Source organism: Pseudomonas sp. GM78, from assembly GCF_000282475.1.
GTDB lineage: Bacteria > Pseudomonadota > Gammaproteobacteria > Pseudomonadales > Pseudomonadaceae > Aquipseudomonas.
Genome location: NZ_AKJF01000141.1, coordinates 1 through 26,593 on the forward strand (window position 1 = coordinate 1; position 26,593 = coordinate 26,593).

24 protein-coding genes are annotated in these 26,593 nt (G+C 61.0%); 15 read left to right on the plus strand and 9 right to left on the minus strand.

Annotated elements, in window-relative coordinates; genetic code table 11:
• The 4 genes from rlmD to PMI35_RS08995 form a co-directional block, all read left to right on the plus strand.
• On the plus strand, positions 1–1,073 hold a 1,073-nt coding region (rlmD, locus tag PMI35_RS09010), incomplete at its 5' end, for a 23S rRNA (uracil(1939)-C(5))-methyltransferase RlmD (protein ID WP_008062853.1).
• Positions 1,074–1,194: 121 nt separating this feature from the next.
• Complete coding sequence (gene relA / locus PMI35_RS09005; RefSeq protein WP_008062855.1) at positions 1,195–3,438, plus strand: GTP diphosphokinase; 2,244 nt, start codon at positions 1,195–1,197, stop codon at positions 3,436–3,438.
• Positions 3,439–3,562: 124 nt separating this feature from the next.
• The gene (mazG, locus tag PMI35_RS09000) at positions 3,563–4,396 is read left to right on the plus strand and encodes a nucleoside triphosphate pyrophosphohydrolase (RefSeq protein ID WP_008062856.1); all 834 of its coding nucleotides are present in this window, start codon (positions 3,563–3,565) and stop codon (positions 4,394–4,396) included.
• Positions 4,397–4,424: 28 nt separating this feature from the next.
• Positions 4,425–4,967: a DUF2058 domain-containing protein gene (locus PMI35_RS08995; protein WP_008062859.1), complete on the plus strand. Its 543-nt coding sequence runs from the start codon at positions 4,425–4,427 to the stop codon at positions 4,965–4,967.
• 70 nt (positions 4,968–5,037) lie between these two features.
• Here PMI35_RS08995 and PMI35_RS08990 read toward each other — a convergent pair whose 3' ends face one another.
• The 6 genes from PMI35_RS08990 to PMI35_RS08965 form a co-directional block, all read right to left on the minus strand.
• Complete coding sequence (locus PMI35_RS08990; RefSeq protein WP_008062860.1) at positions 5,038–5,226, minus strand: hypothetical protein; 189 nt, start codon at positions 5,224–5,226, stop codon at positions 5,038–5,040.
• 389 nt (positions 5,227–5,615) lie between these two features.
• Complete coding sequence (gene fabB, locus PMI35_RS08985) at positions 5,616–6,836, minus strand: beta-ketoacyl-ACP synthase I (RefSeq protein ID WP_007957797.1); 1,221 nt, start codon at positions 6,834–6,836, stop codon at positions 5,616–5,618.
• Between the two features lie 11 nt (positions 6,837–6,847).
• Positions 6,848–7,363, minus strand: coding sequence for a 3-hydroxyacyl-[acyl-carrier-protein] dehydratase FabA (gene fabA / locus PMI35_RS08980; protein WP_003179264.1), 516 nt, complete (start codon positions 7,361–7,363; stop codon positions 6,848–6,850).
• A 247-nt stretch (positions 7,364–7,610) separates the two neighbouring features.
• Entirely contained in the window at positions 7,611–9,512 is a 1,902-nt protein-coding gene (locus PMI35_RS08975; protein ID WP_008062862.1) for an ATP-binding protein, read from the minus strand.
• A complete protein-coding gene (locus PMI35_RS08970; RefSeq protein WP_008062864.1) occupies positions 9,509–10,441 on the minus strand; it encodes an ABC transporter substrate-binding protein in 933 nt (310 codons plus the stop codon). The genes PMI35_RS08975 and PMI35_RS08970 overlap by 4 nt, the downstream gene beginning before the upstream one ends.
• A gap of 1 nt (position 10,442) precedes the next feature.
• Positions 10,443–12,566, minus strand: a complete 2,124-nt coding sequence (locus PMI35_RS08965; protein WP_008062866.1) for a TonB-dependent receptor plug domain-containing protein — start codon at positions 12,564–12,566, stop codon at positions 10,443–10,445.
• Between the two features lie 195 nt (positions 12,567–12,761).
• Here PMI35_RS08965 and PMI35_RS08960 point away from each other — a divergent pair, with 195 nt between their 5' ends.
• The 9 genes from PMI35_RS08960 (at position 12,762) to PMI35_RS08920 (ending at position 20,739) form a co-directional block, all read left to right on the plus strand.
• A complete protein-coding gene (locus PMI35_RS08960; RefSeq protein ID WP_008062868.1) occupies positions 12,762–13,787 on the plus strand; it encodes an NAD(P)H-dependent glycerol-3-phosphate dehydrogenase in 1,026 nt (341 codons plus the stop codon).
• Between the two features lie 29 nt (positions 13,788–13,816).
• Positions 13,817–14,164, plus strand: a complete 348-nt coding sequence (locus PMI35_RS08955) for a DUF4389 domain-containing protein (RefSeq protein WP_008062869.1) — start codon at positions 13,817–13,819, stop codon at positions 14,162–14,164.
• Complete coding sequence (gene sixA / locus PMI35_RS08950; protein WP_008062870.1) at positions 14,161–14,616, plus strand: phosphohistidine phosphatase SixA; 456 nt, start codon at positions 14,161–14,163, stop codon at positions 14,614–14,616. Before PMI35_RS08955 ends, sixA begins: the two co-directional genes overlap by 4 nt.
• 167 nt (positions 14,617–14,783) lie before the next feature.
• Positions 14,784–16,439 carry an AMP-binding protein gene (locus PMI35_RS08945; protein WP_008062871.1) on the plus strand — a complete coding sequence of 552 codons (1,656 nt, stop codon included), beginning with the start codon at positions 14,784–14,786 and terminating at the stop codon, positions 16,437–16,439.
• 32 nt (positions 16,440–16,471) lie between these two features.
• Positions 16,472–16,915: a hotdog fold thioesterase gene (locus PMI35_RS08940; protein WP_008062877.1), complete on the plus strand. Its 444-nt coding sequence runs from the start codon at positions 16,472–16,474 to the stop codon at positions 16,913–16,915.
• Positions 16,916–17,034: 119 nt separating this feature from the next.
• Positions 17,035–17,841 carry an alpha/beta fold hydrolase gene (locus PMI35_RS08935; RefSeq protein WP_008062879.1) on the plus strand — a complete coding sequence of 269 codons (807 nt, stop codon included), beginning with the start codon at positions 17,035–17,037 and terminating at the stop codon, positions 17,839–17,841.
• Positions 17,838–18,692: an alpha/beta hydrolase gene (locus tag PMI35_RS08930; protein ID WP_008062882.1), complete on the plus strand. Its 855-nt coding sequence runs from the start codon at positions 17,838–17,840 to the stop codon at positions 18,690–18,692. Before PMI35_RS08935 ends, PMI35_RS08930 begins: the two co-directional genes overlap by 4 nt.
• Before the next feature lie 118 nt (positions 18,693–18,810).
• Complete coding sequence (locus PMI35_RS08925; RefSeq protein ID WP_008062885.1) at positions 18,811–19,617, plus strand: DUF4892 domain-containing protein; 807 nt, start codon at positions 18,811–18,813, stop codon at positions 19,615–19,617.
• Positions 19,618–19,686: 69 nt separating this feature from the next.
• Entirely contained in the window at positions 19,687–20,739 is a 1,053-nt protein-coding gene (locus tag PMI35_RS08920) for an AI-2E family transporter (protein ID WP_008062887.1), read from the plus strand.
• Positions 20,740–20,742: 3 nt separating this feature from the next.
• Here the strand turns inward: PMI35_RS08920 and PMI35_RS08915 are convergent, their stop codons facing one another.
• Together PMI35_RS08915 and PMI35_RS08910 are read right to left on the minus strand one after the other, a co-directional pair.
• Positions 20,743–21,729, minus strand: coding sequence for a sensor histidine kinase (locus PMI35_RS08915; protein ID WP_008062889.1), 987 nt, complete (start codon positions 21,727–21,729; stop codon positions 20,743–20,745).
• Positions 21,729–22,487 (minus strand): response regulator, encoded by a 759-nt coding sequence (locus PMI35_RS08910; protein WP_032831861.1) that lies wholly within the window; start codon positions 22,485–22,487, stop codon positions 21,729–21,731. Before PMI35_RS08910 ends, PMI35_RS08915 begins: the two co-directional genes overlap by 1 nt.
• Before the next feature lie 296 nt (positions 22,488–22,783).
• Here PMI35_RS08910 and pyrF point away from each other — a divergent pair, with 296 nt between their 5' ends.
• On the plus strand, positions 22,784–23,482 hold the full coding sequence (pyrF, locus tag PMI35_RS08905; protein WP_008051442.1) for an orotidine-5'-phosphate decarboxylase: 699 nt from the start codon (positions 22,784–22,786) through the stop codon (positions 23,480–23,482).
• 111 nt (positions 23,483–23,593) lie between these two features.
• Here pyrF and PMI35_RS08900 read toward each other — a convergent pair whose 3' ends face one another.
• A complete protein-coding gene (locus tag PMI35_RS08900) occupies positions 23,594–24,598 on the minus strand; it encodes an NADP-dependent oxidoreductase (protein ID WP_008062891.1) in 1,005 nt (334 codons plus the stop codon).
• Between the two features lie 236 nt (positions 24,599–24,834).
• Between PMI35_RS08900 and PMI35_RS08895 the strand changes: the two genes are divergently transcribed.
• Complete coding sequence (locus PMI35_RS08895) at positions 24,835–25,596, plus strand: SDR family oxidoreductase (protein WP_008062892.1); 762 nt, start codon at positions 24,835–24,837, stop codon at positions 25,594–25,596.
• Positions 25,597–26,593 lie beyond the last annotated feature (997 nt).

Consider the following 26,593-nt stretch of genomic DNA (forward strand, 5'->3'; position numbering starts at 1 on the left):
CCAGCCGTTGCGGCGGCTGCAGCGTGCAACATCTGCCGCACAACGAACAACTCGCCCTGAAACAGCGCATGCTCGCCGAGCAATTGTCGAAGGTCGCCGGTGTCGAGCCCGAAGAATGGGCCGCGCCTTTGAGCGGCCCGGAATTCGCCTATCGCCGTCGCGCCCGGGTAGCGGTGCGCTGGGACATGAAAGCGAAGAAGCTCGAAGTCGGTTTTCGCGCTGCCGGCAGCCATGACATTGTCGGCATCGATGATTGCCCGGTACTGGTACAGCCCTTGCAGCCGATCATGAGCCGCTTGCCGGAAATGCTGCGGCGTTTGAGCAAGCCCCAGGCACTCGGGCACGTGGAATTGTTCAGCGGTTCATCGCTGGCGGTGTTGCTGCGGCACATGGCGCCGTTGTCCGACAGTGACATGACCATCCTCAAGGATTTCTGTGCGTTCCATGAAGCCCAGTTGTGGCTGCACGGGGAGGGCGAACCGCAGCCTGTCGAGGTCGATCAGTCCCTGGGCTATCGTCTTGAACAATGGGATTTGAATCTGGCGTATCGGCCTGGGGATTTCATCCAGGTCAATGCCGGGGTCAACGAAGCGATGGTTGCCCAGGCGCTGGACTGGCTGAAACCGCAAGCCGATGAGCGAGTTCTCGATCTATTCTGTGGGTTGGGTAACTTTGCCTTGCCGCTGGCCAAAGCCGTTCGCGAAGTCGTGGCGGTGGAGGGTGTGCAGGTGATGGTCGATCGCGCCGCAGCGAACGCAATCAGCAACAATCTGAATAATGTGCAGTTTTTTCAGGCCGATTTATCCCAGCCTTTGACCGATGCCGAATGGGCGCGTGAAGGCTTTTGTGCGGTACTCTTGGACCCACCGCGTGATGGCGCTTTCGAGGTCGTGCGCAAGCTCAAGTCCCTGGGGGCCGAGCGGTTGGTGTATGTGTCGTGCAACCCGGCAACCCTGGCGCGCGACACCATTGAATTGATCAAGCAGGGCTACCGGTTAAAACGTGCCGGGATTCTCGATATGTTTCCTCAGACGGCACATGTCGAAGCCATGGCGTTATTTGAAGCGAGCTAGGATGCTCGTCTGGTCCGACTGGCCCGCCCGTGCAGCCGCGTACCAGCCCGACGTGGGCTCATGGGCAACGAAGGTCAGCGATTTGACGCATTGAATCTGCGTCGTAGGGAAGGTAAGCAAGATGGTACAGGTGAGAGCACACCAGCCGATCAACACCGACGGCAGTATCAATCTCGAGGCTTGGCTCGATCACGCGGTCAGTGTCGATCTGGCACTGGATCGCGAAGCCTTGAAAGAAGCCTGCGAGTACGCTCGCGAGGCCGAACAACAAGCCAATGCGGCGAAGAATTTATGGTCCGAAGGGACTTCGAGTTTCCGCACCGGCCTTGAGATCGCCGAGATTCTCGCCGACCTCAAGCTCGATCAGGATTCGCTGGTTGCCGCGGTTCTCTACCGGGGCGTGCGTGAAGGCCAGATCCCGTTGCCGGCGGTCAGCCAACGCTTTGGTCCCGTCGTTGCCAAACTCATCGACGGCGTGCAACGCATGGCGGCGATCAGCGACAGCCTGAGCCCGCGTAAATCCATGGTGATGGGTACCCAGGGCCAGGTGGAAAACCTGCGCAAGATGCTGGTGGCCATGGTCGACGACGTTCGTGTGGCCCTGATCAAACTGGCCGAACGTACCTGTGCGATCCGTGCGGTGAAAACCGCCGATGACGAAAAGCGCAACCGCGTCGCCCGCGAGGTGTTCGACATCTACGCGCCGCTCGCCCATCGCCTGGGTATCGGTCACATCAAGTGGGAACTGGAAGACTTGTCCTTCCGTTACCTGGAGCCAGACCAGTACAAGCAGATCGCCAAGTTGCTCCACGAGCGGCGACTGGATCGCGAGCGCTTCATCAGCGACGTGATGAGCCAGCTGAAAAACGAGTTGCAGGCCACCGGGGTCGATGCTGATATTAGCGGCCGGGCCAAACATATCTATTCGATCTGGCGCAAGATGCAGCGCAAGGGCCTGGAGTTCAGCCAGATCTACGACGTGCGCGCCGTGCGTGTGCTGGTGCCGGAAATGCGCGACTGCTACACCGCGCTCGGCATCGTCCACACCCTCTGGCGGCACATCCCCAAAGAGTTCGACGACTACATCGCCAACCCCAAGGAAAACGGCTATCGCTCGCTGCATACAGCGGTGATCGGGCCCGAGGGCAAGGTGCTGGAAGTGCAGATCCGCACGCACTCGATGCATGAGGAAGCCGAACTCGGTGTCTGCGCGCATTGGCGCTACAAGGGCACCGACGTCAAGTCCGGCTCCAATCACTATGAAGAAAAAATCTCCTGGCTGCGTCAGGTGCTCGAGTGGCACGAAGAGCTGGGCGACATTGGCGGGTTGGCCGAACAGCTGCGGGTCGATATCGAACCGGATCGGGTCTACATCTTCACCCCGGACGGTCACGCCATCGATTTGCCCAAGGGCGCGACGCCTCTGGACTTTGCCTACCGCGTGCACACCGAGATCGGTCACAACTGCCGTGGCGCCAAGATCAACGGGCGCATCGTGCCGCTCAACTACAGCCTGCAAACCGGTGAACAGGTCGAGATCATCACCAGCAAGCATGGCACCCCGAGCCGCGACTGGCTGAACCCGAACCTGGGTTATGTCACCACGTCTCGGGCGCGGGCGAAGATCGTTCACTGGTTCAAGTTGCAGGCCCGCGATCAGAACGTCGCGGCCGGTAAAACCCTGCTGGAACGTGAACTCAATCGCCTCGGCCTGCCAGCGGTGGATTTCGACAAGCTGGCCGACAAGGCCAACATGAAGACTGCCGAGGACATGTTCGCCGCGCTCGGTGCCGGCGACCTGCGCCTGGCGCAACTGGTCAACCTGGCACAGCAACTGGTCGAGCCGGAACGCGGCAACGAACAGCTGGAGCTGATTCCACGCAAGGCCACCGGCTACAAACCGGGCAAGCGTGGCGATATCCAGATCCAGGGCGTGGGCAACCTGATGACCCAGATGGCGGGCTGCTGCCAGCCGCTGCCAGGGGATGCGATCGTCGGCTACATCACCCAGGGCCGTGGCGTGAGCATTCACCGCCAGGATTGCGCCTCGGTGCTGCAACTGGGCGGGCGCGAGCCGGAGCGTATCATCCAGGTCAGCTGGGGGCCGGTACCGGTGCTCACCTATCCGGTGGACATTGTCATCCGTGCCTACGACCGTTCCGGACTGTTGCGTGACGTCTCGCAGGTGCTGCTCAACGAGCGGATCAACGTGCTGGCGGTCAATACCCGCTCGAACAAGGAGGACAACACTGCGTTGATGTCCCTGACCATCGAGATTCCGGGGCTGGACGCGCTGGGGCGCTTGCTGGGGCGGATTTCCCAGTTGCCGAACATCATCGAAACGCGGCGTAACCGTACGCCGTGAAGAGGCCCCCTGTAGGAGTGAGCCTGCTCGCGATAGCGGTGTATCAGTCAGCATCAAAGGTGACTAATACACCGCTATCGCGAGCAGGCTCACTCCTACAGGGTATTGTGGTGAGACATAATTAATGTACAGCCTTGAAGACCTGCTACACCTGATGAACCGCCTGCGCGACCCGCAGTACGGTTGCCCGTGGGACATCAAGCAAACCTACGCCACCATCGTCCCGCACACCCTCGAGGAAGCCTATGAAGTCGCCGATGCCATCGAGCGCGGCGACTTCGATCATTTGCAGGGCGAGTTGGGGGATCTGCTGTTCCAGGTGGTGTATTACAGCCAACTGGCCCGGGAGGAAGGGCGTTTTGAATTCGCCGGCGTGGTCGACAGCATCACCCGCAAGCTGATCCGCCGTCACCCGCATGTATTTCCCACTGGTGATCTGTACGCACCGCTGGATGTACCGCGCTTGAATGAAGAGCAGGTCAAGCAGCGCTGGGAAGAGATCAAGGCCGAAGAGCGCGCGGAGAAATCCGCCGCACCTCAACAGCTGTCCTTGCTCGATGACGTCCCTGCCGCGCTGCCAGCGCTGTCCCGGTCGGCCAAATTGCAAAAGCGTGCAGGGCAGGTCGGTTTCGACTGGCCCGATGCGCTGCCGGTGCTGGACAAGGTTCGTGAAGAACTCGATGAAATACTCGAAGCGATGGCCGACAACGACTCGGTGGCGATTGCCGATGAAGTCGGCGATCTGCTGTTTTCCGTGGTCAATCTGGCGCGTCACCTCAAGGTCGATCCGGAAACCGCGCTGCGTGGCGCCAACAGCAAATTCGAACGACGCTTCCGTTTTATCGAACAGGCATTGCGCGACACCCACCGTCCCATGGAAGATTGCACCCTCGAAGAGTTGGACGCCCTGTGGGGTGAAGCCAAACGCCAGGAAAAGAATGTGCCCAGCTGCGGTTGAGCAGTTGCCTAAGTGAGTAATAAGCACCATGAGCATTTCCCTTCGCGACCAGTTGCTCAAAGCAGGGCTGGTCAACCAGAAGCAGGCCAAGCAGGTCAGCAAAGACAAGCAGAAACAGCAACGCCTGGCCCACAAAGGCCAGATAGAGCTGGATGATTCCCAGCAGCGTGCGGCCCAGGAAGCCATGGCCGAGAAGGTCAAGCGCGACCAGGAACTCAACCGCCAGCAGCAGGAAAAAGTCGAGGCCAAGGCTCGTGTCGCGCAGATCAAGCAATTGATCGAAGCCACGCGCCTGCCCAAGTTGACGACCGAGGACTACTACAACTTCGTAGACGACAAGAAGGTCAAGCGCCTCTCGGTCAACACCCTGATGCGCAACAAGCTCAGTAACGGTTCGCTGGCCATCGTGCATCACGCCGGCGGCTATGAAGTGATTCCCCGTGAAGCCGCCCTGAAGATCCAGGAGCGCGATCCGCAACGTATCGTGCAACTGAATGTGAAGACCGAAGAAGTGGCCGCCGAGGACGATCCGTACGCGGCCTATCAGATCCCGGATGATCTGATGTGGTAAGCGGTTAACGCCTGCTATAACGACAAACCCCGCTCATGGCGGGGTTTGTCGTTTTCAATGCTGTCATTGCTCAGGCGGAGCGAAGTTCTCTTTGCTGCTCCAGGGTTTCCAGTTCGGCCTTGTAGTTGTGGGCGTCAGTCTCGGAATGGAACATCCCGACCAGCAGGTCCTGTTGGTACACATCCCAGATCCGGATGCCGGCGGCTACGCCTTCATGGGACATATGTGAATCGTCGCGTTCAGTTACTTTGACAGTCATCTGCTAGCTCCAATCTCTGTTATCTGCAGCAAGGCATGTGCAGGACTCTGTTATAGGTTTGGTAGCTTGCTAAGTAAACGACTGAGTTTGGAAAGGGTTTGTTGCAGAATTGGAAACAGTCCTGCAGCCCGCGTAATCCGCGACATTCAGTCGCAGGCCGTTGAGTTCCATGACAAAAGCTTCATGTTGAACAGGTAACTTCTACCCTGTGGGAGCTGGCTTGCCAGCGATAGCGATGTGTCAGGCGATGCTGATGTTGGCTGGGCCGACGTCATCGCTGGCAAGCCAGCTCCCACAGGGGTTTATATTTACCGTGAGGTTTTCTCAAGGCAAAAAAAAATGCCCCGAACCAGTCGGGGCGTTTTCATGTGCGGCTCAACAGCGGGGAATTACTTGCCTTCCCAGCGCTTCAGTACCAGCGTGGCATTGGTGCCACCGAAACCGAAGCTGTTGCTCATCACGGTGTTAATGGTGGCGTTTTCGCGGGTCTTGGTCAGCACCGGCAGGTCGGCCACTTCCGGGTCCAGCTCGTCGATGTTGGCGGAACCGGCAATGAAGTTGCCTTCCATCATCAGCATGCAGTAGATCGCTTCGTGAACGCCGGCGGCGCCCAGGGAGTGACCCGACAGGCTCTTGGTGGAGCTTATGGCCGGAGCCTTGTCGCCGAACACTTCACGCACGCCCTTCATTTCCGCGACGTCGCCGACCGGAGTCGAAGTGCCGTGGGTGTTCAGGTAGTCGATCGGGGTGTCGACGGTGGACAGCGCCTGCTGCATGCAGCGGATTGCGCCTTCGCCGCTTGGGGCAACCATGTCGTAGCCGTCGGAAGTCGCGCCGTAGCCTACGATTTCCGCGTAGATCTTCGCGCCGCGGGCCAGAGCGTGTTCCAGCTCTTCAACCACGACCATGCCGCCACCGCCAGCGATGACGAAACCGTCACGGTCGGCATCGTAGGCACGGGAAGCTTGTTCCGGGGTGTCGTTGCGCTTGCTGGACAGTGCGCCCATGGCGTCGAACAGGAACGACTGGCTCCAGTGCTCTTCTTCACCGCCGCCGGCGAACACGATGTCCTGCTTGCCCATCTGGATCTGTTCCATGGCGGTACCGATGCAGTGAGCACTGGTGGCGCAGGCAGAAGCGATGGAGTAGTTCAGGCCCTTGATCTTGAACGGTGTGGCCAGGCAAGCGGAAACGGTGCTGCTCATGGTCCGCGTTACGCGGTATGGGCCGACGCGCTTGACGCCTTTCTCGCGCAGGATGTCCAGCGCTTCCATCTGGTTCAGGGTCGATGCGCCACCGGAACCGGCGATCAGGCCAGTACGCGGGTTGGACACTTGCTCTTCGGTCAGGCCCGAGTCGGCGATGGCGTCTTTCATGGCCAGGTAGGCATAAGCTGCCGCGTGGCCGACGAAGCGATAGATCTTGCGATCGATCAGCTCTTCAAGGTTGAGGTCAATGGAGCCGGAAACCTGGCTACGCAGACCCATTTCGGCATATTCCGGGTTGAACCGGATGCCAGGGCGGCTTGCACGCAGGTTAGCGGAGACGGTCTCTTTGTCATTGCCCAGGCACGAAACGATGCCCAGACCAGTGATAACGACGCGGCGCATGCGGATAACCCTTAGAAGTTGTCAGTGGAGGTGAACACGCCGACCCGGAGGCCTTCGGCGGTGTAGATTTCGCGACCGTCAACAGTCACCGAACCGTCGGCAATGGCCAGGTTCAGCTTGCCTTTGAGGACGCGCTTGATATGAATGTTATAGGTGACTTTCTTGGCGGTCGGCAGGACCTGGCCGAAGAATTTCACTTCGCCCGAACCCAGCGCACGGCCACGGCCCGGCAGGCCTTGCCAGCCCAGGAAGAAACCGACCAGTTGCCACATGGCGTCGAGGCCCAGGCAGCCCGGCATCACCGGATCGCCTTCGAAGTGGCAGGCGAAGAACCACAGGTCCGGAGTGATATCCAGCTCGGCGACCAATTCACCTTTGCCGTACTTGCCACCCTCTTCGCTGATCAGGGTGATGCGATCGACCATCAGCATGTTCGGGGCGGGCAGTTGCGCGTTACCTGGGCCGAACAGCTCACCGCGACTGCAGCGCAGCAGGTCTTCCCGGGTAAAGGCGTTTTGTTTGGTCATGCGAGCTCCTCAATAGTCCCATGCGGCAGGTGGGGCAAATCTTCCCGGCCGATCGAAGCGTTCATGCCTCGAACCGGCAGCCTACTCATAGACTATTGCGTTGTAGTGAAAGTCACAGCACCAAGGACATGAATGTACACTTGTGCACTGAAATTTTTAATCAAGTCCCTTTTCGGGCTTGTACGGGTGCCTAAGACTGCCGCACTTTCGCCTTTCACGCCAGTCGCAGATGCTCGAAAGGCCTGTACTACTGCACCCATCGCTGCAGAATTTGCTGAAGATCAGTGCGTTTGAAGGGCTTGGCCAGGTAATCGTTCATTCCCGCCGACAGGCAGGCTTCACGATCCCCCTGCAAGGCGTTGGCGGTCAGGGCAATGATTGGCAAGTCGGTGCAGCCGGGCAGTTCACGGATCTGCCGGGTCGCCTCATAACCGTCGATGACCGGTAATCGGCAGTCCATCAGGATCGCTTCGAAAATCAGGCTCTCGGCACTGCGCACCGCCTGGGCACCATCGGCGGCGACGCTCACGGTAAAGCCCAGGCTGCGCAGCATGGCTTCGATCACGGTCTGGTTGACCGGGTTGTCCTCGACCAGCAGCACATTGCGTCCTTCGCCGTCACCCTTGTGGGTCGATACGCGCGGTAACCGCGCCGGCAAGGCCTGTTGATACAACGCCAGCGGAATTTCCAGGGTGAACACCGAGCCACGGCCTTCCTCGCTCTGGGCGCGCAAGGTGCCACCCATGCGTTCTGCGAGCGTGCGGGCAATCGGCAGGCCCAGGCCGGTGCCGCCATAGCGTCTTGAAATTGAACTGTCGGCCTGCTGAAACGCATCGAACATCAATTCCAGGCTTTCGGGCGGAATGCCAATCCCGCTGTCGCGTACCGTGCAGGTGAACCACAGCAGTTCATGATCCAGGGACTGCCATTGCGATTCGATGCGCACGCGCCCCTGTTCGGTAAACTTCAGGGCATTGCCGACCAGATTGACCAGTATTTGCCTGATGCGCGTCGGATCGCCCTGAACCTGCAGCGCGCGCATGTCCTCCGGAATCTGCAACTGCAGATCGAGCCCGCGTTGTATGGCGCTGTGCTGGAACGACTGGGCGCAACTGCCGATCAGGTCCGCGAGGTTGAACGGAATATGCTCCAGCTCCAGTTCCGAGCGTTCGATACGCGAAAAATCCAGAATGTCATTGATGACTTTGAGCAAGTGCTCGGTGGATTCGGAGGCCAGCGCGGCGTATTCGAGCTGTTCTTCGGTCATCTGGGTGGTTTCCAGCAACTGCAGCATGCCCAGCACGCCATTCATCGGCGTGCGCAGTTCGTGGCTCATCATGGCGAGGAAATCGGACTTGGCGTTGTTGGCTTTTTCTGCTTCCTCGCGGGTCTGGATCAACTGCGCCATGGCCTGGTGCTGTTCGTGGCTGGCCTGCTCGAGCCCCCTGGCGAGGTTGTTGATGTGTTGCGACAGGGCGCCCAGTTCGGTGTCGTCAACGATGGGCAGGGGCGTTTTGTAGTCGCCGGCCTGGATCGCCTTGACCGCATTGCCAATATCGCGGATCGGTTGCGACAGGCTCGCGGCCAGGCGCCGGGCGACCATGAAGGTGAACAGCAGGGCGAACAGCGCCAGGATGCCGGCCTTGAGCAGGATCTCTTGCTGGCGCTGGCTGAACGCATCATTGGACAGGCCGACGATCACCCGGCCCAGGTAATCCTCGGCGGGTGCCGTGGGGGCCACGGTGCCATCCTGGAAAAAATCATTGTGCAGCGCGATCCGTTGCAGGCGCACGGGGGCCTGGAAGACTTCGATCTGGTGCGGCTTCTGATAATTTGCCGACGGTTGCTCGACGTACACCAGAATCCGGTCGGCGCTGTCCTGCACTTCCAGGAAGCGTACGTTGGGCGTGGCCAGCGTGGCCTTGAGCAGGCTCTCGAGCACCTCGTTATTGCCCGAAATCACCCCGTATTCGGTGGCCGGCGCCAGTTGGTTGGCAATCAGCTGGCCGGTGTGGTTGAGCTCCTGGCGCAAATCCTGGATCCGCACGAAGGTGAAGAAGCTGATCAACAGCAACGTCAGCAGCAGGGCGGGGCCGAGGCTGATGATCTGGGTGCGGGTACTGATGTCCCAGCGGCGACGGAAGGTCATGGGTGGCGTTCTCCTTCTGCCAGCAACGTGGCGACAGCCGCTTCGTTTACCTGTTCAAGACCCAGGGAACGAGACACCTGCGCATTGCTCGAGACTTTGAAACGGTGTGGATACTGCGAACGTGGCCACGTGGCGGGCGGCAGGTTAAGCAGCTCATCGAGCACCGCCAGCCAGTCGCTCTGATCACTGTAGGTACTGGCCAGGCTCCCGGCCTTGACGAATCCTGCATTGGGGCCGATCAAGGCCAGCTGTCGCGCATAGCTGCTGAGCAACAGGTTTTTTGCGGTTTTCGGGTTGTACAGATCTGGATCGTCGAGGCCCAGCACGACATCGCTGTTGTCCAGCAACGCCTGTAAGGGGCGACTGTCCTGGGTGTTTTCCCAGCGCTCGGTGACCACTTCAAGGCCCAGGGGGTGGGCGGCCTGGCGCAGTTCCCGCAACAGGAACTCGCTATGGCTGTCGTACAGGACGCCTACCCGTTTGACCTCGGGCAGAAGTACGCGGGTGAGGCGCAATTGGCGGTCCAGTGGCGGATCGCTCCAGAGCAGGCTGAGGTGCGCAGGCACGGAGTGCCCCAGATGTTGCCGTGCCTGCAGGCGGCTGATGCGCAGCACCAGCGTCGCCGGGCCGCGGGGGTCCTGCAGGCGCCAGTCGAGACTGGGCAGGTCGAGCAGGATCAAGCGAGTGTCCGCCGCCAGCTTGTCCGGTGACGGCAGGCTGGCCAGCGGCTGGAAGCGCACGGTGTCTGCCGGTCGCAGTTGCCCCAGTGCTTGGGCAAAGGATTGCACGCCGGGGCTATCGTCGACACCGGTGAGGAGAATGTCCGCAGCGCTGACCGCCAGGCTGTGTAGCCAGCCAGCGAGTATCAGGCAAACCAGGGCCAGCAGATGGCCAAGGGTTGGCGGCTTGCGCGACGGACGATGCGGCATATTAAAAGGCCAATTGCGCGCTGAAATACATCATGCGACGCTCGTCATAATTATTGTCGATAAAGGTGGTGGGCTGGTTGTCGAGGCGCTGCTGAAGCACACCGGCCAGTTCCAGATGCGTCTTGCCCAGGCGGATGCGCCTGGCGATGCGCGTGTCGACGCGTTCGAAGCGGTAGCCGTTGAGCGCGTCGTCAGCATAATAGAAGAGCGCGCTGTTCCAGCCATGGCCCCAGTCGCGCAACCAGGCGGCAGAGCCACTGTTGCGTGCAGTCTGTTGCGCATCCTGCAGGTTGCTCGCGTCGGCATCGACGTAGGCATAAGTCAGGCGCAACCGGTCGACACTGCCGATCTTCCAGTCGAGCTGGGTTTCCGCTCCGGTATAGCGCGCGCTGTTGGCATTGCTGGCGATGTACTGGTTGTTGCGCAGCGGCTCGCTGATCATCCCGGTGATCTCGTCGTAGAACAGCTTTACGTCGACGGCCAGCCCCGATTCGGCAAAGTAACCGTTGTAGCCCAGTTCCCGGGAGCGCATGTGTTCCTGGTCGAGGTCACCGGCCCCGCGGGTCTTGACGAAATAGCCGGCACTGGACTGGCCAAAGGCGCCGGGTTGCAGGTGGGTGACCTGGTAGCTCCAGTTGACGTTGTTCTCGAACATGTCCGGGGAGCGGATCGCTTCCGAGTACACCGCACGCAAGCCATGGCGTGGATTGATCAGGTAGTTGACCGCCATCCGTGGGGTCAGTGAGCTGCCGATCAACTGGGTGTCCTCGAACATGGCTCCGCCCTGCAGTAGCCAGTGTTCGCTGGCGCGCCATTCGAGCTGGCCGAAGGCTCGCCAGGTGGTGTCGTCGAGGGTGCCATTGAAGTAGGTCTCGGAATCTGCCCGGTCGTAACGATAGTTCAAGCCGCTGACCAGCCGCAGGTTATCGGACAGGCTCAGGGTGTCTTGCAGTTCAAGGTCGTAGCGCGTCTCCCGGGTGCTTTGGTCGATATCGCCGCAGACCGTTTGCCGCGCGCCGTTGCGCCACTGGTCGAGGACTTGATTGGCCAGCGCGCGTTTAGCCGGATCGCCCTCGGGTGCACCGGAGCCCAGGAAGCTCTCGATGTTGCGTGCCAGGCGTTCAGTGTAGTTCGGGTCGAGTCGCCAGAGCTCGGTGAGTTCGGGGCTGAACGATACTTCGGCATCACAGGCGCGCCAGGTTTGCTGACGGTCCCAATGCTGGGCCGAACCCTGGATGTAAAGACTGTGCTCGGAATTGATGTCGAAGTTCCAGCGCAACGAGCCGGCGTAATCCTTGGCGTTGACGTCGGAATTGTCTCCGGCGCGGGTAGTCCCCGAAAACACCGGGCGGTAGGTATAGGGTCGCTGATTGGTGCCGTCCTTGGCATTCACCTGCCAATCGATGCTTTGCCGTTCGTCGAGCGTTTGGCTGACGGCGAGGTTGAAGCGCTTCAGGCGTCGGCTGTCATGGTAGTCACCGCCATTGCGGTCAACGTCGAAGCCATCGTCTTGCTGGCCGGACAGGGACAGGCGTAGATCGCCGTCGTCCCAACCCACGCCCTGGCTGGCATAAAAGTCGTCGATGCCACGCTGGCCGCGGGTGACTTTCAGGCGCGTACCATGGCTGTCGGCCGGGTTGCGCGTGATGATGTTGACCACCGCCATCAGCGCATTGGCGCCATAGCTGACGGTGTTCGGGCCGCGGAAAACCTCGATTCGCTCGATGTCCTCCATGGCCACCGGAATATCGCTCCAGTCCACCGTGGCCAGCCCCGCGCGGTACACCGAGCGGCCGTCGATCAATACCTGCATGCGCCGCGCTTCGGCAGCGCTGGTGCCGTGGTAATTCACCGTGGCCTGGTTGCCGCTGATGTTGCCGACCATCATTCCCGGCACCAGGCGCAGCACTTCGCTGATATCCCGGGCGCCGCTGGCATTGATCAGCGCGCTGTCGAGCACCGTCATGCTTCCCGGCACGGCAGCCGGCGACTGTTTCAGGCGCGTGGCCGTCAGTACTTGCGGCAACGGTTCGCTGTCGAGAAACAAGTCGTCGGCCAGCACCGGCGAGCTGAACACCAGCGCCAGGACCAGCGGCGAACGGGGGGAAGGCGAACCCAGGGACACAACGCATCCTTGTTAACGATCGATGGCGCGCATGTTAACCGAGCTCGTTGACTTTTCCAGTCACGATGTAAGCATTTTCCTAGGTATTACCGGACTTCTTCCTACGCATACCGGTAATTGACGCGGGGACTGGCCGACACCGGGGCGCTCCGTATAATGCGGGCATCGCCACTGGTATGGATTAACGGATTACATATGACTCAACAGCGCCCGATCGCGGTCTTGGGAGGCGGCAGTTTTGGTACCGCCGTGGCTAACCTGCTGGCTGAAAATGGTCATCAAGTCCTGCAATGGATGCGTGACCCCGAACAGGCCGAGGCCATCCGGGTCAACCGCGAGAATCCGCGTTACCTCAAAGGCATCAAGATTCTGCCCGGCGTGACGCCGATCACTGATCTGCTGGCCACCCTGGAGGCCTGCGACCTGAGTTTTGTCGCGCTGCCCTCCAGCGCGTTGCGCACGGTGCTGGCCCCGCATGCCGATCGGCTAAGCGGCAAAATGCTGGTGAGCCTGACCAAGGGCATCGAAGCCCACACGTTCAAGCTGATGAGCCAGATTCTCGAAGAGATCGCGCCGCTGGCACGCATCGGTGTGTTGTCCGGGCCGAACCTGGCCCGTGAAATCGCCGAACACGCGTTGACTGCCACGGTGGTCGCCAGCGAAGACGAGGCGCTCTGCCAGCATGTCCAGGAGGTGCTGCACGGCCGCACCTTCCGCGTGTATGCCAGCGCCGACCGTTTTGGCGTGGAGCTGGGCGGGGCGTTGAAAAATGTCTACGCGATCATCGCCGGCATGGCAGTGGCGATGGGCATGGGCGAAAACACCAAGAGCATGCTGATTACCCGGGCGCTGGCGGAAATGACGCGCTTCGCGGTCAATCAGGGTGCCAACCCGATGACCTTCCTGGGCCTTGCGGGCGTGGGTGACCTGATCGTGACCTGCTCGTCGCCAAAAAGCCGTAACTATCAGGTCGGTTTCGCCCTCGGCCAGGGCTTGAGCCTCGATGAGGCGGTCAATCGCCTCGGCGAAGTCGCCGAAGGCGTGAACACGCTCAAGGTGCTCAAGGCCAAGTCTCAGGAGGTGGGCGTGTACATGCCGTTGGTCGCCGGGCTGCACGCAATTTTGTTCGAAGGGCGCACGCTTGAGCAGGTGATCGGGCTGTTGATGCGCGGCGAGCCGAAGACCGATGTCGACTTTATTTCCACCAGCGGCTTCAACTGAACCCTTATTTCACAGGAACGGAGCGAGACATGAGTGATCAAAAAGTAGAAGCCAGATACGAGTCCATTCTGCTTCGAGTGCTGTGGATGGTGGTGTTCCTGCTGGTCTGGCAGGTGGCGCAATTCATGCTTGGCGCGGTGGTGCTGGTGCAGTTGATCTATCGTTTGATCTATGGCGCCCCGAGCGCCAGCCTGATGAACTTCGGCGACAGTCTGAGCCAGTTCCTGGCACAGATCGGTCGTTTCGGCAGCTTCCACAGCGACCAGAAACCCTGGCCGTTCGCCGATTGGCCGACGCCGCGTACGCCGGAAGGTGAAGCGCCGCACGTCGTGGCGCCTGCACCGCATCCGGCCCGAGATGAGGAACCCAAGCTATGAAACTCTGGGTATTGCGTCATGGTGAAGCCGAGCCACACGGTTCCAAACCCCACGATTCGGAGCGGGAGCTGACCGACAATGGTCGTAAGGAAGTGCTGCGTGCCGCTGCCAACCTGATTGGCCAGCCGCTAACAGCGATTTATGCCAGCCCCTACATGCGAGCGCAGCAAACCGCGCACCTGGTGAAAGATACATTGGGTTTCGAACCGGAAATCCGCACGGTTGAGTGGCTGACCCCGGATTTCGATCCCGATCGAGTGACCGATCAGCTGAAGTCGGTGACCAACGTGCTGCTGGTTTCCCATAATCCGCTGGTGGGGAACCTGCTCAGCTACCTGCAACATGGCGCCGGGCATCCGCCCGAAAGAGTTAGCACCGCTGGCCTGGCGGAGCTTGAAAGCAATGAACTGCTGATCGGCGCGATGAAGCTCAACAGCATCAAGCACCCTTAAAAGCAAAAGATCGCAGCCTACGGCAGCTCCTACAGGGTCATTACGAACTCCATGTAGGAGCTGCCGCAGGCTGCGATCTTTTGATCTTGATGTCCAAAAATTTATAACCAAGCATTTGCTTGGTTGGCTACGCTTGCTCCAGACCCGGAAACAAAGGAGCGAGTCGCATGCCTGCTGCTTTTCGTTTGCCCCTGGACATTTTCTACGAACGCGAGGCCCGTCATCCCCGCCAGCGCTTTCTTGTCCAGCCTGTGGGCGGTGGTCATGTCGAGACCTTGACCTGGGAGGACGTCGGTCACCAGGCGCGTTGCGCGGCCCATTGGCTGCGATCCCGGGAACTGCCCCAAGGCAGTCACATCGCCCTGATCTCGAAAAACTGCGCGCACTGGATCATTGCCGACCTGGCGATCTGGATGGCCGGGCATGTCTCGGTGCCGTTGTACCCCAACCTCACCGCCGAATCGGTGGCCCAGGTGCTCGAACACTCCGAAGCGGCGCTGGTATTCATCGGCAAACTCGATGACTGGCCTGGCATGTCCCGTGGGGTGAATCCCGACCTGCCGACCATCAGCCTGCCGCTGCATCCGCCCGGCACCTTCGATTTCAGCTGGGACGACCTGCAGCGCAGCTCGCCGATCCAGGACGATCCCAAGCCCGCCGCCGATCAACTGGCGACCATCATCTACACGTCCGGCACCACCGGCATGCCCAAGGGCGTGATGCACAGCTTCGGCAATCTGGGGTTCGCCACCGCCCGCGGCACGCAGTTGTTCGGCCTGAATGAGTCGGATCGACTGCTGTCATATTTGCCGTTGTGCCACGTTGCCGAGCGGATGTTCGTCGAACTGGCATCGATTTATACCGGGCAAACCGTGTTTTTTGCCGAAAGCCTCGACACCTTCCTGACGGATCTGCGCCGTGCGCGGCCAACAGCGCTGTTTGGCGTGCCACGCATCTGGACCAAATTCCAAATGGGGGTGTACAGCAAGATTCCGGAGAAACGCCTGGATTTCCTCCTCGGCTTGCCGATTATCGGCAAGCGGATCGGGCACAAAGTCCTCGCCGGGTTGGGGCTCGATGCCTTGCGCGTTGCCTTGTCCGGTGCCGCGCCGGTGCCCCTGAGTTTGCTGTTGTGGTATCGCAAGCTCGGACTGGACGTGCTGGAGGTCTATGGCATGACGGAAAGTTGCGGTTACTCGCATATTTGCCTGCCGGGGCAGAACAAACCCGGCTGGATTGGCATGCCTTGCCCGGAGGTCGAGGTGCGCATCGACGAATCGGGCGAGGTCATGGTGCGCAGCGGTGCAACCATGCTCGGGTATTTCAAGGATCCGCAGAAAACCGCAGACACCCTCACCGAGGACGGCTTCCTGCGCACCGGTGACAAGGGCGAGGAAGATGCCGAAGGCAACCTGCGCCTGACCGGGCGCCTGAAGGAAATCTTCAAGACCAGCAAAGGCAAGTACGTCGCGCCGGCTCCGATCGAAAATCGCCTCGCGGTGCATTCGCGCATCGAGCAGGTGTGCGTGGTCGGTGATGGCTTGAGTGCGCCACTGGGCCTGTGCGTGCTGTCGGCCGTCGGCCAGCAGGAGGCACGGGCCGGTTTGCACTCAAGCCTGGAGAAGCTGCTGGAAGAGGTCAACAACGCCCTCGACAAGCACGAACGCTTGCGGCGACTGGTGGTGGTCAAGGACAGTTGGGCGGTGGAAAACGGCTTTCTCACGCCGACCCTGAAGATCAAGCGCAACGTCATCGAAGCCACATACGGCGCTCGCTTCGAAGAATGGAGCGAGCGCAGCGAAGCGGTGCTGTGGCAGGATTGAGCCACGAATAAAACCAACGAGGAAAACCTGCTATGAGTCTGTGGCGTACCCTTCCCAACATCGAACAGCTGAACGCCATTCAGAAAAACACCATCGGCGAACTGCTGGACATCCGTTTCGAAGCCTTCGATGAAGAGTCCCTGACCGCGAGCATGGTCATCGACCATCGCACTCACCAGCCGTATGGCTTGCTGCATGGCGGCGCTTCGGTGGTGCTGGCTGAGTCCGTCGGCTCCATGGCCAGCTACCTGTGCATCGATACCAGCAAGTTTTACTGCGTGGGGCTGGAAATCAACGCCAACCACCTGCGCGGCTTGCGCAGCGGGCGAGTGACGGCGGTGGCCAAGCCGATTCACATCGGGCGTACCACCCATGTCTGGGATATCCGTTTGACCAGTGACGAAGGCAAGGCCAGTTGTGTGTCGCGGTTGACCATGGCCGTGGTGCCGCTGGGTGAGAATCCGCCGGCCCGTTGAAGCCCGCGTTCCCTTATTTGCATGGCCGGACTGTCATCATTCCTGTCAGTTACGGTCATTGCTGCGGGACGCGGTCTTGCGGACAATCAACGCCTGATCTCGCTCATGGATTTGCAGGTATGTCGCAACAGATATTTTTCGCCCACGCCAATGGTTTTCCTTCGGGAACCTACGGCAAGTTGTTTGCGGCGCTGGCACCGGAATTTCAGGTGACGCATCTGGAGCAACACGCCCATGATCCGCGTTTTCCAGCGGACGACAACTGGTACAACCTGGTGGATGAACTGATCCACCACCTGCAACAACAGACACAGCCGGTGTGGGGCGTCGGTCATTCCTTCGGTGGCGTACTGCATCTGCACGCGGCGCTGCGTTGCCCCGAGTTGTATCGCGGTGTGGTGATGCTCGATTCGCCGGTGCTGACGCGCACCGATCAATGGGTCATCCGCGCGGCCAAGCGTTTGGGTTTCATCGACCGCCTGACCCCGGCCGGTCGCACCCTGGGTCGTCGTGAAGAATTCGCCGATCTCGAGAGCGCCCGGCGTTATTTCGCCGGCAAGAGCCTGTTTCGCAGCTTCGATCCGGAGTGTTTCGATGCCTACCTGCACTATGGTTTGCAGGAAGTCGGCGACAGGTTGCGCCTGCGTTTCGATCCGGCCACGGAAATCAGCATCTACCGGGGCGTACCGCACACCAGCCCCGGCCGCTTACGGCAGTTGAAAGTGCCGCTGGCGGTCGTTCGCGGGCACGAGAGCCGGGTAGTGATGCGCCATCACACCAGTTCGGTCGGGCGCATGCCCAATGGCGAGGCGCTGAGCATGCCTGGCGGGCACATGTTTCCTCTGGAGCGTCCGCAGGAGACAGCTGTAATGCTGAAAAACCTGTTCAACCGCTGGGACGGTCGCCAGCAACAGGATTGCGCATGAGCCAGGTCGTCGAAGAAGTCCGCCTGAGCCTGCCGCATATCGAGTTGGCGGCGCACTTGTTCGGGCCCGAAGACGGTTTGCCGGTGATTGCCCTGCATGGCTGGCTGGACAACGCCAACAGCTTCGCCCGCCTGGCACCCAAGCTCAAAGGCCTGCGCGTGATCGCCCTGGACATGGCCGGCCACGGGCATTCGGGGCACCGCCCGCCGGGCGCCGGTTACGCCATGTGGGACTATGCCCACGATGTGCTGCAAGTGGCAGAGCAGCTTGGCCTGAAGCGGTTTGCGTTGCTGGGGCATTCGATGGGCGCCATCGCATCGCTGATCATTGCTGGCTCGCTACCGCAGCGTGTCACTCACCTGGCATTGATTGACGGTGTCATTCCGCCCACGGACAAAGGTGAAAACGCTGCCGAGCGCATGGGCATGGCCCTGCAGGCGCAACTGGACCTGCGGGAAAAGCGCAAACCGGTCTACAGCACCCAGGACCGCGCCATCGAAGCGCGCATGAAAGGCCTGGTGGCGGTCAGTCGCGAAGCCGCCGAGCTGCTGGCCCAGCGTGGCTTGATGCCGGTGCCGGGCGGCTACACCTGGCGCACCGACAATCGCCTCACGCTGCCATCGCCGCTGCGCCTGACTACCGAGCAGGCCATGGCCTTCGTCCAGCGGGTCGCTTGCCCGGCGAAACTGGTGGTCGCCGCCGACGGCATGCTCGCCAAACATCCGGAGTTGCTGGAGCGTCTACCCTTTAGCCTTGAACAGCTGCCAGGCGGCCATCATTTGCACCTGAATGACGAACCCGGCGCCGACCTTGTCGCAGACTGTTTCAATCGGTTCTTCGCCATTCCTTGACTTGCGCCGGGCAACTGTCGAGGCTGGGCGGGTTGAAAAGGGAGACAACCATGACAGACCTCTACACCGCTGCGACCCCGAATGGCCACAAGGTCATGCCGATCTGATGAGTCCATCCATGCGCTCACTCAGTTTGCTGATGCTCTGTTGTTTCAGTCCTCTATCATTAGCCGCCGATCTGCCTGGCAGTCAGGACTTGCCGATCGTGCCGCGCATGACCGATGCGCAGATCGTCGACTATCGCCCCTCGGCAGAGCTTGAACGAATCTACCCGCTGGGTTCGATCCGCAAGATCAGCGGCCAGCTGCGCTTTGACGGACAGGTCAGTGCCCGCGGGCATGTCACCTCGGTGACCTATGAATTGCCGCCGGAGCATTCCTCGACCCAGGCCTTCACCGCTGCGCGCGAAGCGCTGCAGCAGCAGGACGCGCAGTTGCTGTTCTGGTGCCAGGCTCGAGATTGCGGCGAAAGCAGCCTGTGGGCCAACGAAGTGTTCGGTAACGCCAAGCTCTATGGCGCCGATAATGAGCAGGCGTACCTGCTGCTGCGCCTGGCCGCCCCTCAGGACAACACGCTGGTGGCGCTCTACAGCATCACCCGTGGCAATCGCAAAGCCTATCTGCACGTCGAACAATTCGACGCCATCGCCCCGTTGGGGGATTTGCTGCCGACGTCCGCGACCTTGCTGCGCGAGCTCAAGAGTACCGGTGAACTCGACTTCCCCAAGCTGACGCAAGCACCCGATGACACCTGGCTGCGCCTGATCTCCCGGGGCCTGAACCTGGACACGACTTTGCGGGTCAGTGTGTCGGGGCCCAACGCCGAAGCCTGGCGCCAGTCGTTGATCGAACAGGGCGTACGTGCTGCACGGATGGAAGCCGGTGGTGTCGAAGGCGCTGGCCTGCATATCAAACTGCTGCGATAAGCGATATCCGGCGAACACGCGCGGCGTGTTCGCCTACTCTTTTTGCTGAATGATTTTTTCGAGACTGTGATGATCAATAACGATCGGCTGTTGGTGCAGATCCTGCTGCTGGTGCTGTTTGGCGCGAGCTTCTGGGTGATGGCGCCGTTCTGGTCGGCCCTGTTCTGGGGCGCGGTGCTGGCCTTCGCCAGTTGGCCACTGATGCGCCTGCTGACCCGCTGGCTCAATGGTCGCGAGTCCCTGGCGGCGGCCCTGCTGACCGTAGGCTGGATGGTGCTGGTGGCGGCGCCCCTGGTGTGGCTGGGGTTCAACCTGGCGGACCACGTGCGCGACGCCACGGCGTTCATCAAGGATGTGCAGGTCGACGGCCTGCCTGAAGCGCCGACCTGGCTGGGCGGCATTCCCCTGGTAGGCGAGCGGCTGGTGGTCATCTGGAACAGTGTCGATCAGCAGGGCGCGGCGATGATGGTGTCGCTCAAGCCTTATCTGGGGCAGGTCGGCAACTGGTTGTTGGCGCGTAGCGCGCAGATTGGCGGCGGCATCCTCGAGCTGACCCTGAGCATCGTCTTCGTGTTCTTTTTCTATCGCGACGGCCCACGGTTGGCGGCCTTTGTTCATGGTTTGCTGGAGCGGCTGATCGGTCAACGTGCCGGGTATTACATCGAGCTGGTGGCGGGCACGGTGCAACGGGTGGTGAACGGCGTGATCGGCACCGCCGCGGCCCAGGCGGTCCTGGCGCTGATCGGATTCCTGATTGCCGGCGTCCCCGGGGCACTGGTGCTCGGTATCGTGACCTTCCTGCTCAGCCTGATTCCCATGGGGCCGCCGCTGGTATGGATTCCGGCCACTGCCTGGCTGGCCTGGAAGGGTGAGTACGGCATGGCGGTGTTCCTCGGCATCTGGGGCATGTTCATCATCAGTGGCGTGGACAACGTGCTCAAGCCTTACCTGATCAGCCGGGGCGGGAATTTGCCGCTGGTGATCGTGTTGCTTGGGGTGTTTGGCGGGTTGATCGCGTTCGGATTCATTGGCCTGTTTATCGGGCCGACGTTGCTGGCCGTGGCCTACAGCCTGTTGACCGACTGGAGCAAGAGCCAGTCTCGGGTCGATGACCGTCGCTGAATGTCAGGACCTGGGCAGGCGGATGATCGCCGTCAGCCCGCCACCGGGCGTCTCTTCCAGGCTGAGCTGCCCGCCCAACCGTTGCGCCGCCTCGCGAGCAATGGTCATGCCCAGGCCGACGCCGCCGGAGTTGCGATTGCGTGAGCCCTCCAATCGAAAGAACGGTTCGAACACCGCTTCGCGTTTATCCGCCGCGATCCCCGGACCGTGGTCGATGACCCGGATCACCAGCTGTTCGCGATTGTCTTCAAGCGTGATCAGCGCGTTCCCGGCATAACGCAAGGCATTGTCCAGCAGGTTGTTGATACAGGAGCGCAACGCCATCGGCTGGACTTGCAGCGGCGCGCAATGACCGCTGGCCTGGACGTCGGCACCCTGGTCCTGGGCGTTTTCGCTCAGGGACTCGACCAGCGCTTGCACATCCATCCACTGTGATGCCTCGCTGGTGCGCTGTTCGTGCAGGTAGCCGAGGGTCGCATCAAGCATGCTGATCATGTCGTCCAGATCTTGGCGCATCTGCCCTTGCAGCTTGTCGTCGTCGATCTGTTCCAGGCGCAGTTTGAGCCGCGACAGGGGCGTGCGCAGGTCGTGGGAAACCGCACCGAGCATGCGCGAGCGCTGCTTGACCTGCTCGATGATGCGTTGCTGCATTTTGTTGAACGTATGCGCCGCTTGCCGCGCTTCCCGTGGGCCAGACTCCTCCAGCGGCACACTGTCGAGGTTTTCACTCAGGCGCTCGGCTGCATCGCTCAGGCGCTGAATCGGCCGGCTGAGCAGTTTGGCGCCGTACCAGGCGGCAATGATCAGCGAGATCAGCTGGAACGTCAGCGGCACCAGCGGTCCGCCGAACCAAGGCCGGGGAGGGCGAGTGGGCGGAGGCGGCGGGCCGTAATAGTGAAACCAGGCAAATGCCAGCAGGTGCGCCAGGATAATCGCGATCAGCAGGACACCAAACAGGCGGCCGAACAACGTATCGAAGCGCGTCCGCATCAGCCGATATCCCGGGCGTCGAACAGGTAACCCTCACCCCGCACGGTTTTGATCAGTTGCGGTGCCTTGGGGTCGTCACCGAGTTTCTGCCGCAGGCGCGACACCAGCAGGTCAATGCTGCGATCGAAGGCTTCGATCGAACGGCCACGAGCGGCATCCAGCAGTTGCTCGCGGCTCAGGACCCGGCGCGGACGTTCAATGAATACCCACAGCAGGCGAAATTCGGCATTCGACAGCGGCACCACCAGGCCATCGGCTGCAATCAATTGGCGCAGCACACTGTTCAGGCGCCAATTGTCGAAGCGGATGTTCGCCCGTTGTTCGCTGCGGTCGTCCCGCACCCGACGCAGGATGGTCTGGATGCGTGCCACCAGTTCGCGGGGTTCGAACGGCTTGGCCATGTAGTCGTCGGCGCCAAGTTCAAGGCCGATGATCCGGTCGGTGGGTTCGCAGCGGGCCGTGAGCATCAGGATCGGAATATCCGATTCGCCGCGCAACCAGCGACACAGCGACAGGCCGTCTTCACCGGGCAGCATCAGGTCGAGCACCACCACGTCGAAATGCTCCGCCTGCATCGCCAGGCGCATGGCGGCACCGTCGGTGACACCGCTGGCATGGATGTTGAAACGGGCCAGGTAGTCGATCATCAGCTCGCGGATCGGCACGTCATCGTCGACGATCAGTGCGCGAATGCTCCAGCGTTTCTCATCGCCGGGCGCTTTTTGATCGTCGTTCACGGGGGCTGGAGTGTTGTACATGCGTGCGTTCATCTGCCAGGTAGGCTGCCAACCACAAAGATAGGCCGCGAGGTTGTGGTTCCAGCATAGGCGTCCTGCCTGGAGGCGGGAAGCGCTGAGGTAAGGACGTATTGCGGTTGCCGAGGGTAGCGGGCAAGGATGTTGAGTGCGTGTCGTGACTGTACCGAACTCGACACAATTGCCGCAAAGGCTAGTCTTGCCTGAGCGTTCTCGACGATTTACCGATCATCGGGTCCCGCAGGGCCATTGGTTCCGCTACAATGCGCGCCGATTTCGACTTGCCTGAGAGCCCACTCATGTCCGCCTGCCAGACTCCTATCATCGTCGCCCTGGATTTCCCTACCCGTGACGCCGCACTGAAGCTGGCCGACCAGTTGGACCCGAAACTGTGCCGGGTCAAAGTCGGTAAAGAACTGTTCACCAGCTGCGCTTCGGAAATCGTCGGCACCCTGCGAGACAAGGGTTTCGAAGTGTTCCTGGACCTCAAGTTCCACGACATCCCCAACACCACGGCCATGGCGGTCAAGGCCGCGGCGGAAATGGGCGTGTGGATGGTCAACGTCCACTGCTCCGGTGGCCTGCGCATGATGGCGGCTTGCCGCGAAGTGCTGGACCAGCGTACCGGGCCAAAACCGCTGCTGATCGGTGTGACGGTGTTGACCAGCATGGAGCGTGAGGACCTGGCCGGTATCGGTCTGGACATCGAGCCGCAGGAGCAGGTGCTGCGTCTGGCGGCACTGGCGGAAAAAGCCGGGATGGATGGCCTGGTGTGCTCGGCCCTGGAAGCCCAGGCGCTGAAATCGGCGCACCCGTCGCTGCAACTGGTGACCCCGGGGATTCGTCCGGCGGGCAGCGCCCAGGACGACCAGCGCCGCATCCTGACTCCGCGCCAGGCGCTGGATGCCGGTTCCGATTACCTGGTGATCGGCCGTCCGATCAGCCAGGCGGCGGATCCGGCCAAGGCACTGGCTTCGGTGGTCGCCGAGCTGGCGTGATCGCCGCTAAACCTGTAGGAGTGAGCCTGCTCGCGATGAGGGCGTGTCAGTCGACATGAATGTTGTCTGATACAACGCTATCGCGAGCAGGCTCACTCCTACATGGTGACTTCAAACCTTCAGAACCAACTTGCCGAAATTCTCCCCGCTGAACAACTTCATCAGCGTCTCCGGGAACGTCTCCAGCCCCTCCACGATGTCTTCCTTGCTCTTGAGTTGCCCCTTGGCCATCCAGCCGGCCATTTCCTGTCCGGCGGCGGCGAACTGCGCGGCGTAGTCCATCACCACAAAACCTTCCATGCGTGCGCGGTTGACCAGCAGTGACAGGTAGTTGGCCGGGCCCTTGACCGCTTCCTTGTTGTTGTACTGGCTGATGGCGCCACAGATCACCACCCGGGCTTTCAGGTTCAAGCGGCTCAATACCGCGTCGAGGATGTCGCCGCCGACGTTGTCGAAATACACGTCGACGCCTTTGGGGCATTCGCGCTTGAGGCCTGCAACGACGTCTTCGTTCTTGTAGTCGATGACACCGTCAAAACCCAGTTCGTCGATGAGGAACCTGCACTTGTCCGCGCCGCCGGCGATGCCGACTACCCGGCAACCCTTGATCTTGGCAATCTGCCCGGCAATGCTGCCCACCGCACCGGCAGCGCCCGACAGCACCACGGTATCGCCGGCCTTGGGCGCACCCACGTCGAGCAACGCGAAGTAAGCGGTCATGCCGGTCATGCCCAGCGCGGACAGATAGCGCGGCAGCGGCGCGAGTTTCGGATCGACCTTATAGAACCCGCGCGGCTCACCCAGGTAATAATCCTGCACGCCGAGGGCGCCGTTGACGTAGTCGCCGACTGCGAACCCCGGGTTGCTCGAAGCCACGACTTTGCCCACGCCCAGCGCGCGCATCACTTCGCCGAGACCGACCGGCGGGATGTAGGACTTGCCTTCGTTCATCCAGCCGCGCATGGCCGGGTCCAGGGACAGGTATTCGTTCTTGACCAGGATCTGGCCTGCAGCCGGCTCGCCGACCGGTACTTCCTGATAGGTAAAGGTTTCCCGGGTCGCGGCACCCACTGGGCGTTTGGCGAGCAGAAATTGGCGATTGGTCTGGGACGTCATGGCAGGCACTCAGGATGAATGAAACCTTGTTGATAGACCCTCAAGGTCGATGTCGCAAGTTCGGCTGATGCGGCGAATACGGACTGATCCAGTGCAGTGATAGTTGGTACGGTAGTTCCATCACTGTCGCTCATGGGGGCTCAACCGGCCTTTTGATAGTGCTGCCGGGCCATGGGGGCTATGGCTATGCTGGGGAACACGCGATCCCCCGCAAACTTATCTTCGAGGACTGAACAATGAGCATGACGTTTTCCGGCCAGGTGGCAGTAGTGACAGGCGCGGCAGCCGGCATTGGCCGGGCCACTGCCCAGGCGTTTGCCGCCGAAGGCCTGAAGGTGGTGGTGGCCGACATGGACACCGCGGGCGGCGAGGGCACGGTCGCGCTGATCCGTACGGCAGGCGGCGAAGCGACGTTCGTGCGTTGCAACGTGACACTGGAAAGCGATGTAAAGAATCTGATGGATGAAGTGGTCAATACCTACGGCCGTCTCGACTATGCCTTCAACAATGCCGGTATCGAGATCGAGAAAGGCAAGCTGGCCGAGGGTACGGTCGACGAGTTTGACGCGATCATGGGCGTCAACGTCAAGGGTGTCTGGCTGTGCATGAAATACCAGCTTCCTTTGCTGCTGGCCCAGGGCGGCGGTGCAATCGTCAACACCGCGTCAGTGGCCGGCCTTGGGGCTGCGCCGAAGATGAGCATCTACGCGGCGTCCAAGCACGCGGTCATCGGCCTGACCAAATCGGCCGCGATTGAATACGCCAAGAAAAAAATCCGCGTCAATGCCGTGTGCCCGGCGGTGATCGACACCGACATGTTCCGCCGTGCTTATGAAGCAGACCCGAAGAAAGGCGAGTTCGCCAATGCGATGCACCCGGTCGGCCGCATCGGCAAGGTCGAAGAAATCGCCAGCGCGGTGCTGTACCTGTGCAGCGATGGCGCGGCGTTCACCACGGGGCACTCATTGGCCGTGGATGGCGGAGTTACCGCGTTTTGATAGCGGATCGACCTCCAGCGTTCTGAAAGCGACGTTGACGTAGCTTTTTGCCATTATTCAGGCGCCAGAGTCTTGTGTTGATACAGGGCCATTGCGACTCTGCCGCTACTGATAATGGCGGGGGGACTGAGTGCAATGAATTCGGCCGTGCAAGGACGTTTTGCCAACCTCGGTATGGCAAAAAAACTGGGTGTGGGGTTTGCGCTGGTGTTGTTGCTGACAGCCCTGGTGGCGGCGATCGGCGTATGGTCGCTGCAAACCATCAGCCAGCGCTTCGACGGGCTCAAGCAGATGTCTTCGCTCAACAGCGGCCTGCTCAAGGTGCGACTGCTGGAGCAGGAATATGCCTTGCACGGCAGCCCGAAAACCGTCGATGCCCTGCACGCAGGCGTTGACGGCCTGATCGACCTGGCAAACCAGCTCAAGTCAGCGTCGGCGACCAACGTACCGGTGATGAATGATGTCGAGCAGTCCCTGGTCGCTTACCGCAAGGCGTTTGACGAGTTTGTCTCGCTCAGCCAGGCCAAGGACCTGGCGCTGGAAATGGCCAGTTGGTCGGTGTCCAGCGTGGCCAACAACCTCGACATCCTGCAAGCCGGGCTCGCCGATGATGGCGCTTATACCTTGAAGGAAACCGAAGGCAAGGACGGGGCGGCATTCATCGAGCAAGCCAGTCAGGTCAGCCAGGTTTCGCGGTTGATGCTGCAAGCCATGAACGAAGCACGCGTGCGTCTGGACCAGAGCCGCAAGGGCGACGACAGCGCCGGGCAGGGCAAGATCGAGCAGGCCAGCCAGGCGCTGACCCAGGCCGAGCAACTAAAGACCACGGTCAAGGATGAGGGCTACCAGACGGTCCTCAATGAAGTCACCGGCCATATCGCCAGCTTCAGCGACAAGCTCGCTGAGTACACCGGCCTGCTGGAGCAGGAAAAAACCGTCTACCAGCAATTGCATCAACGCGCTGCCCAAGTGGTGGAACGGGTGGATCAGGCCTATG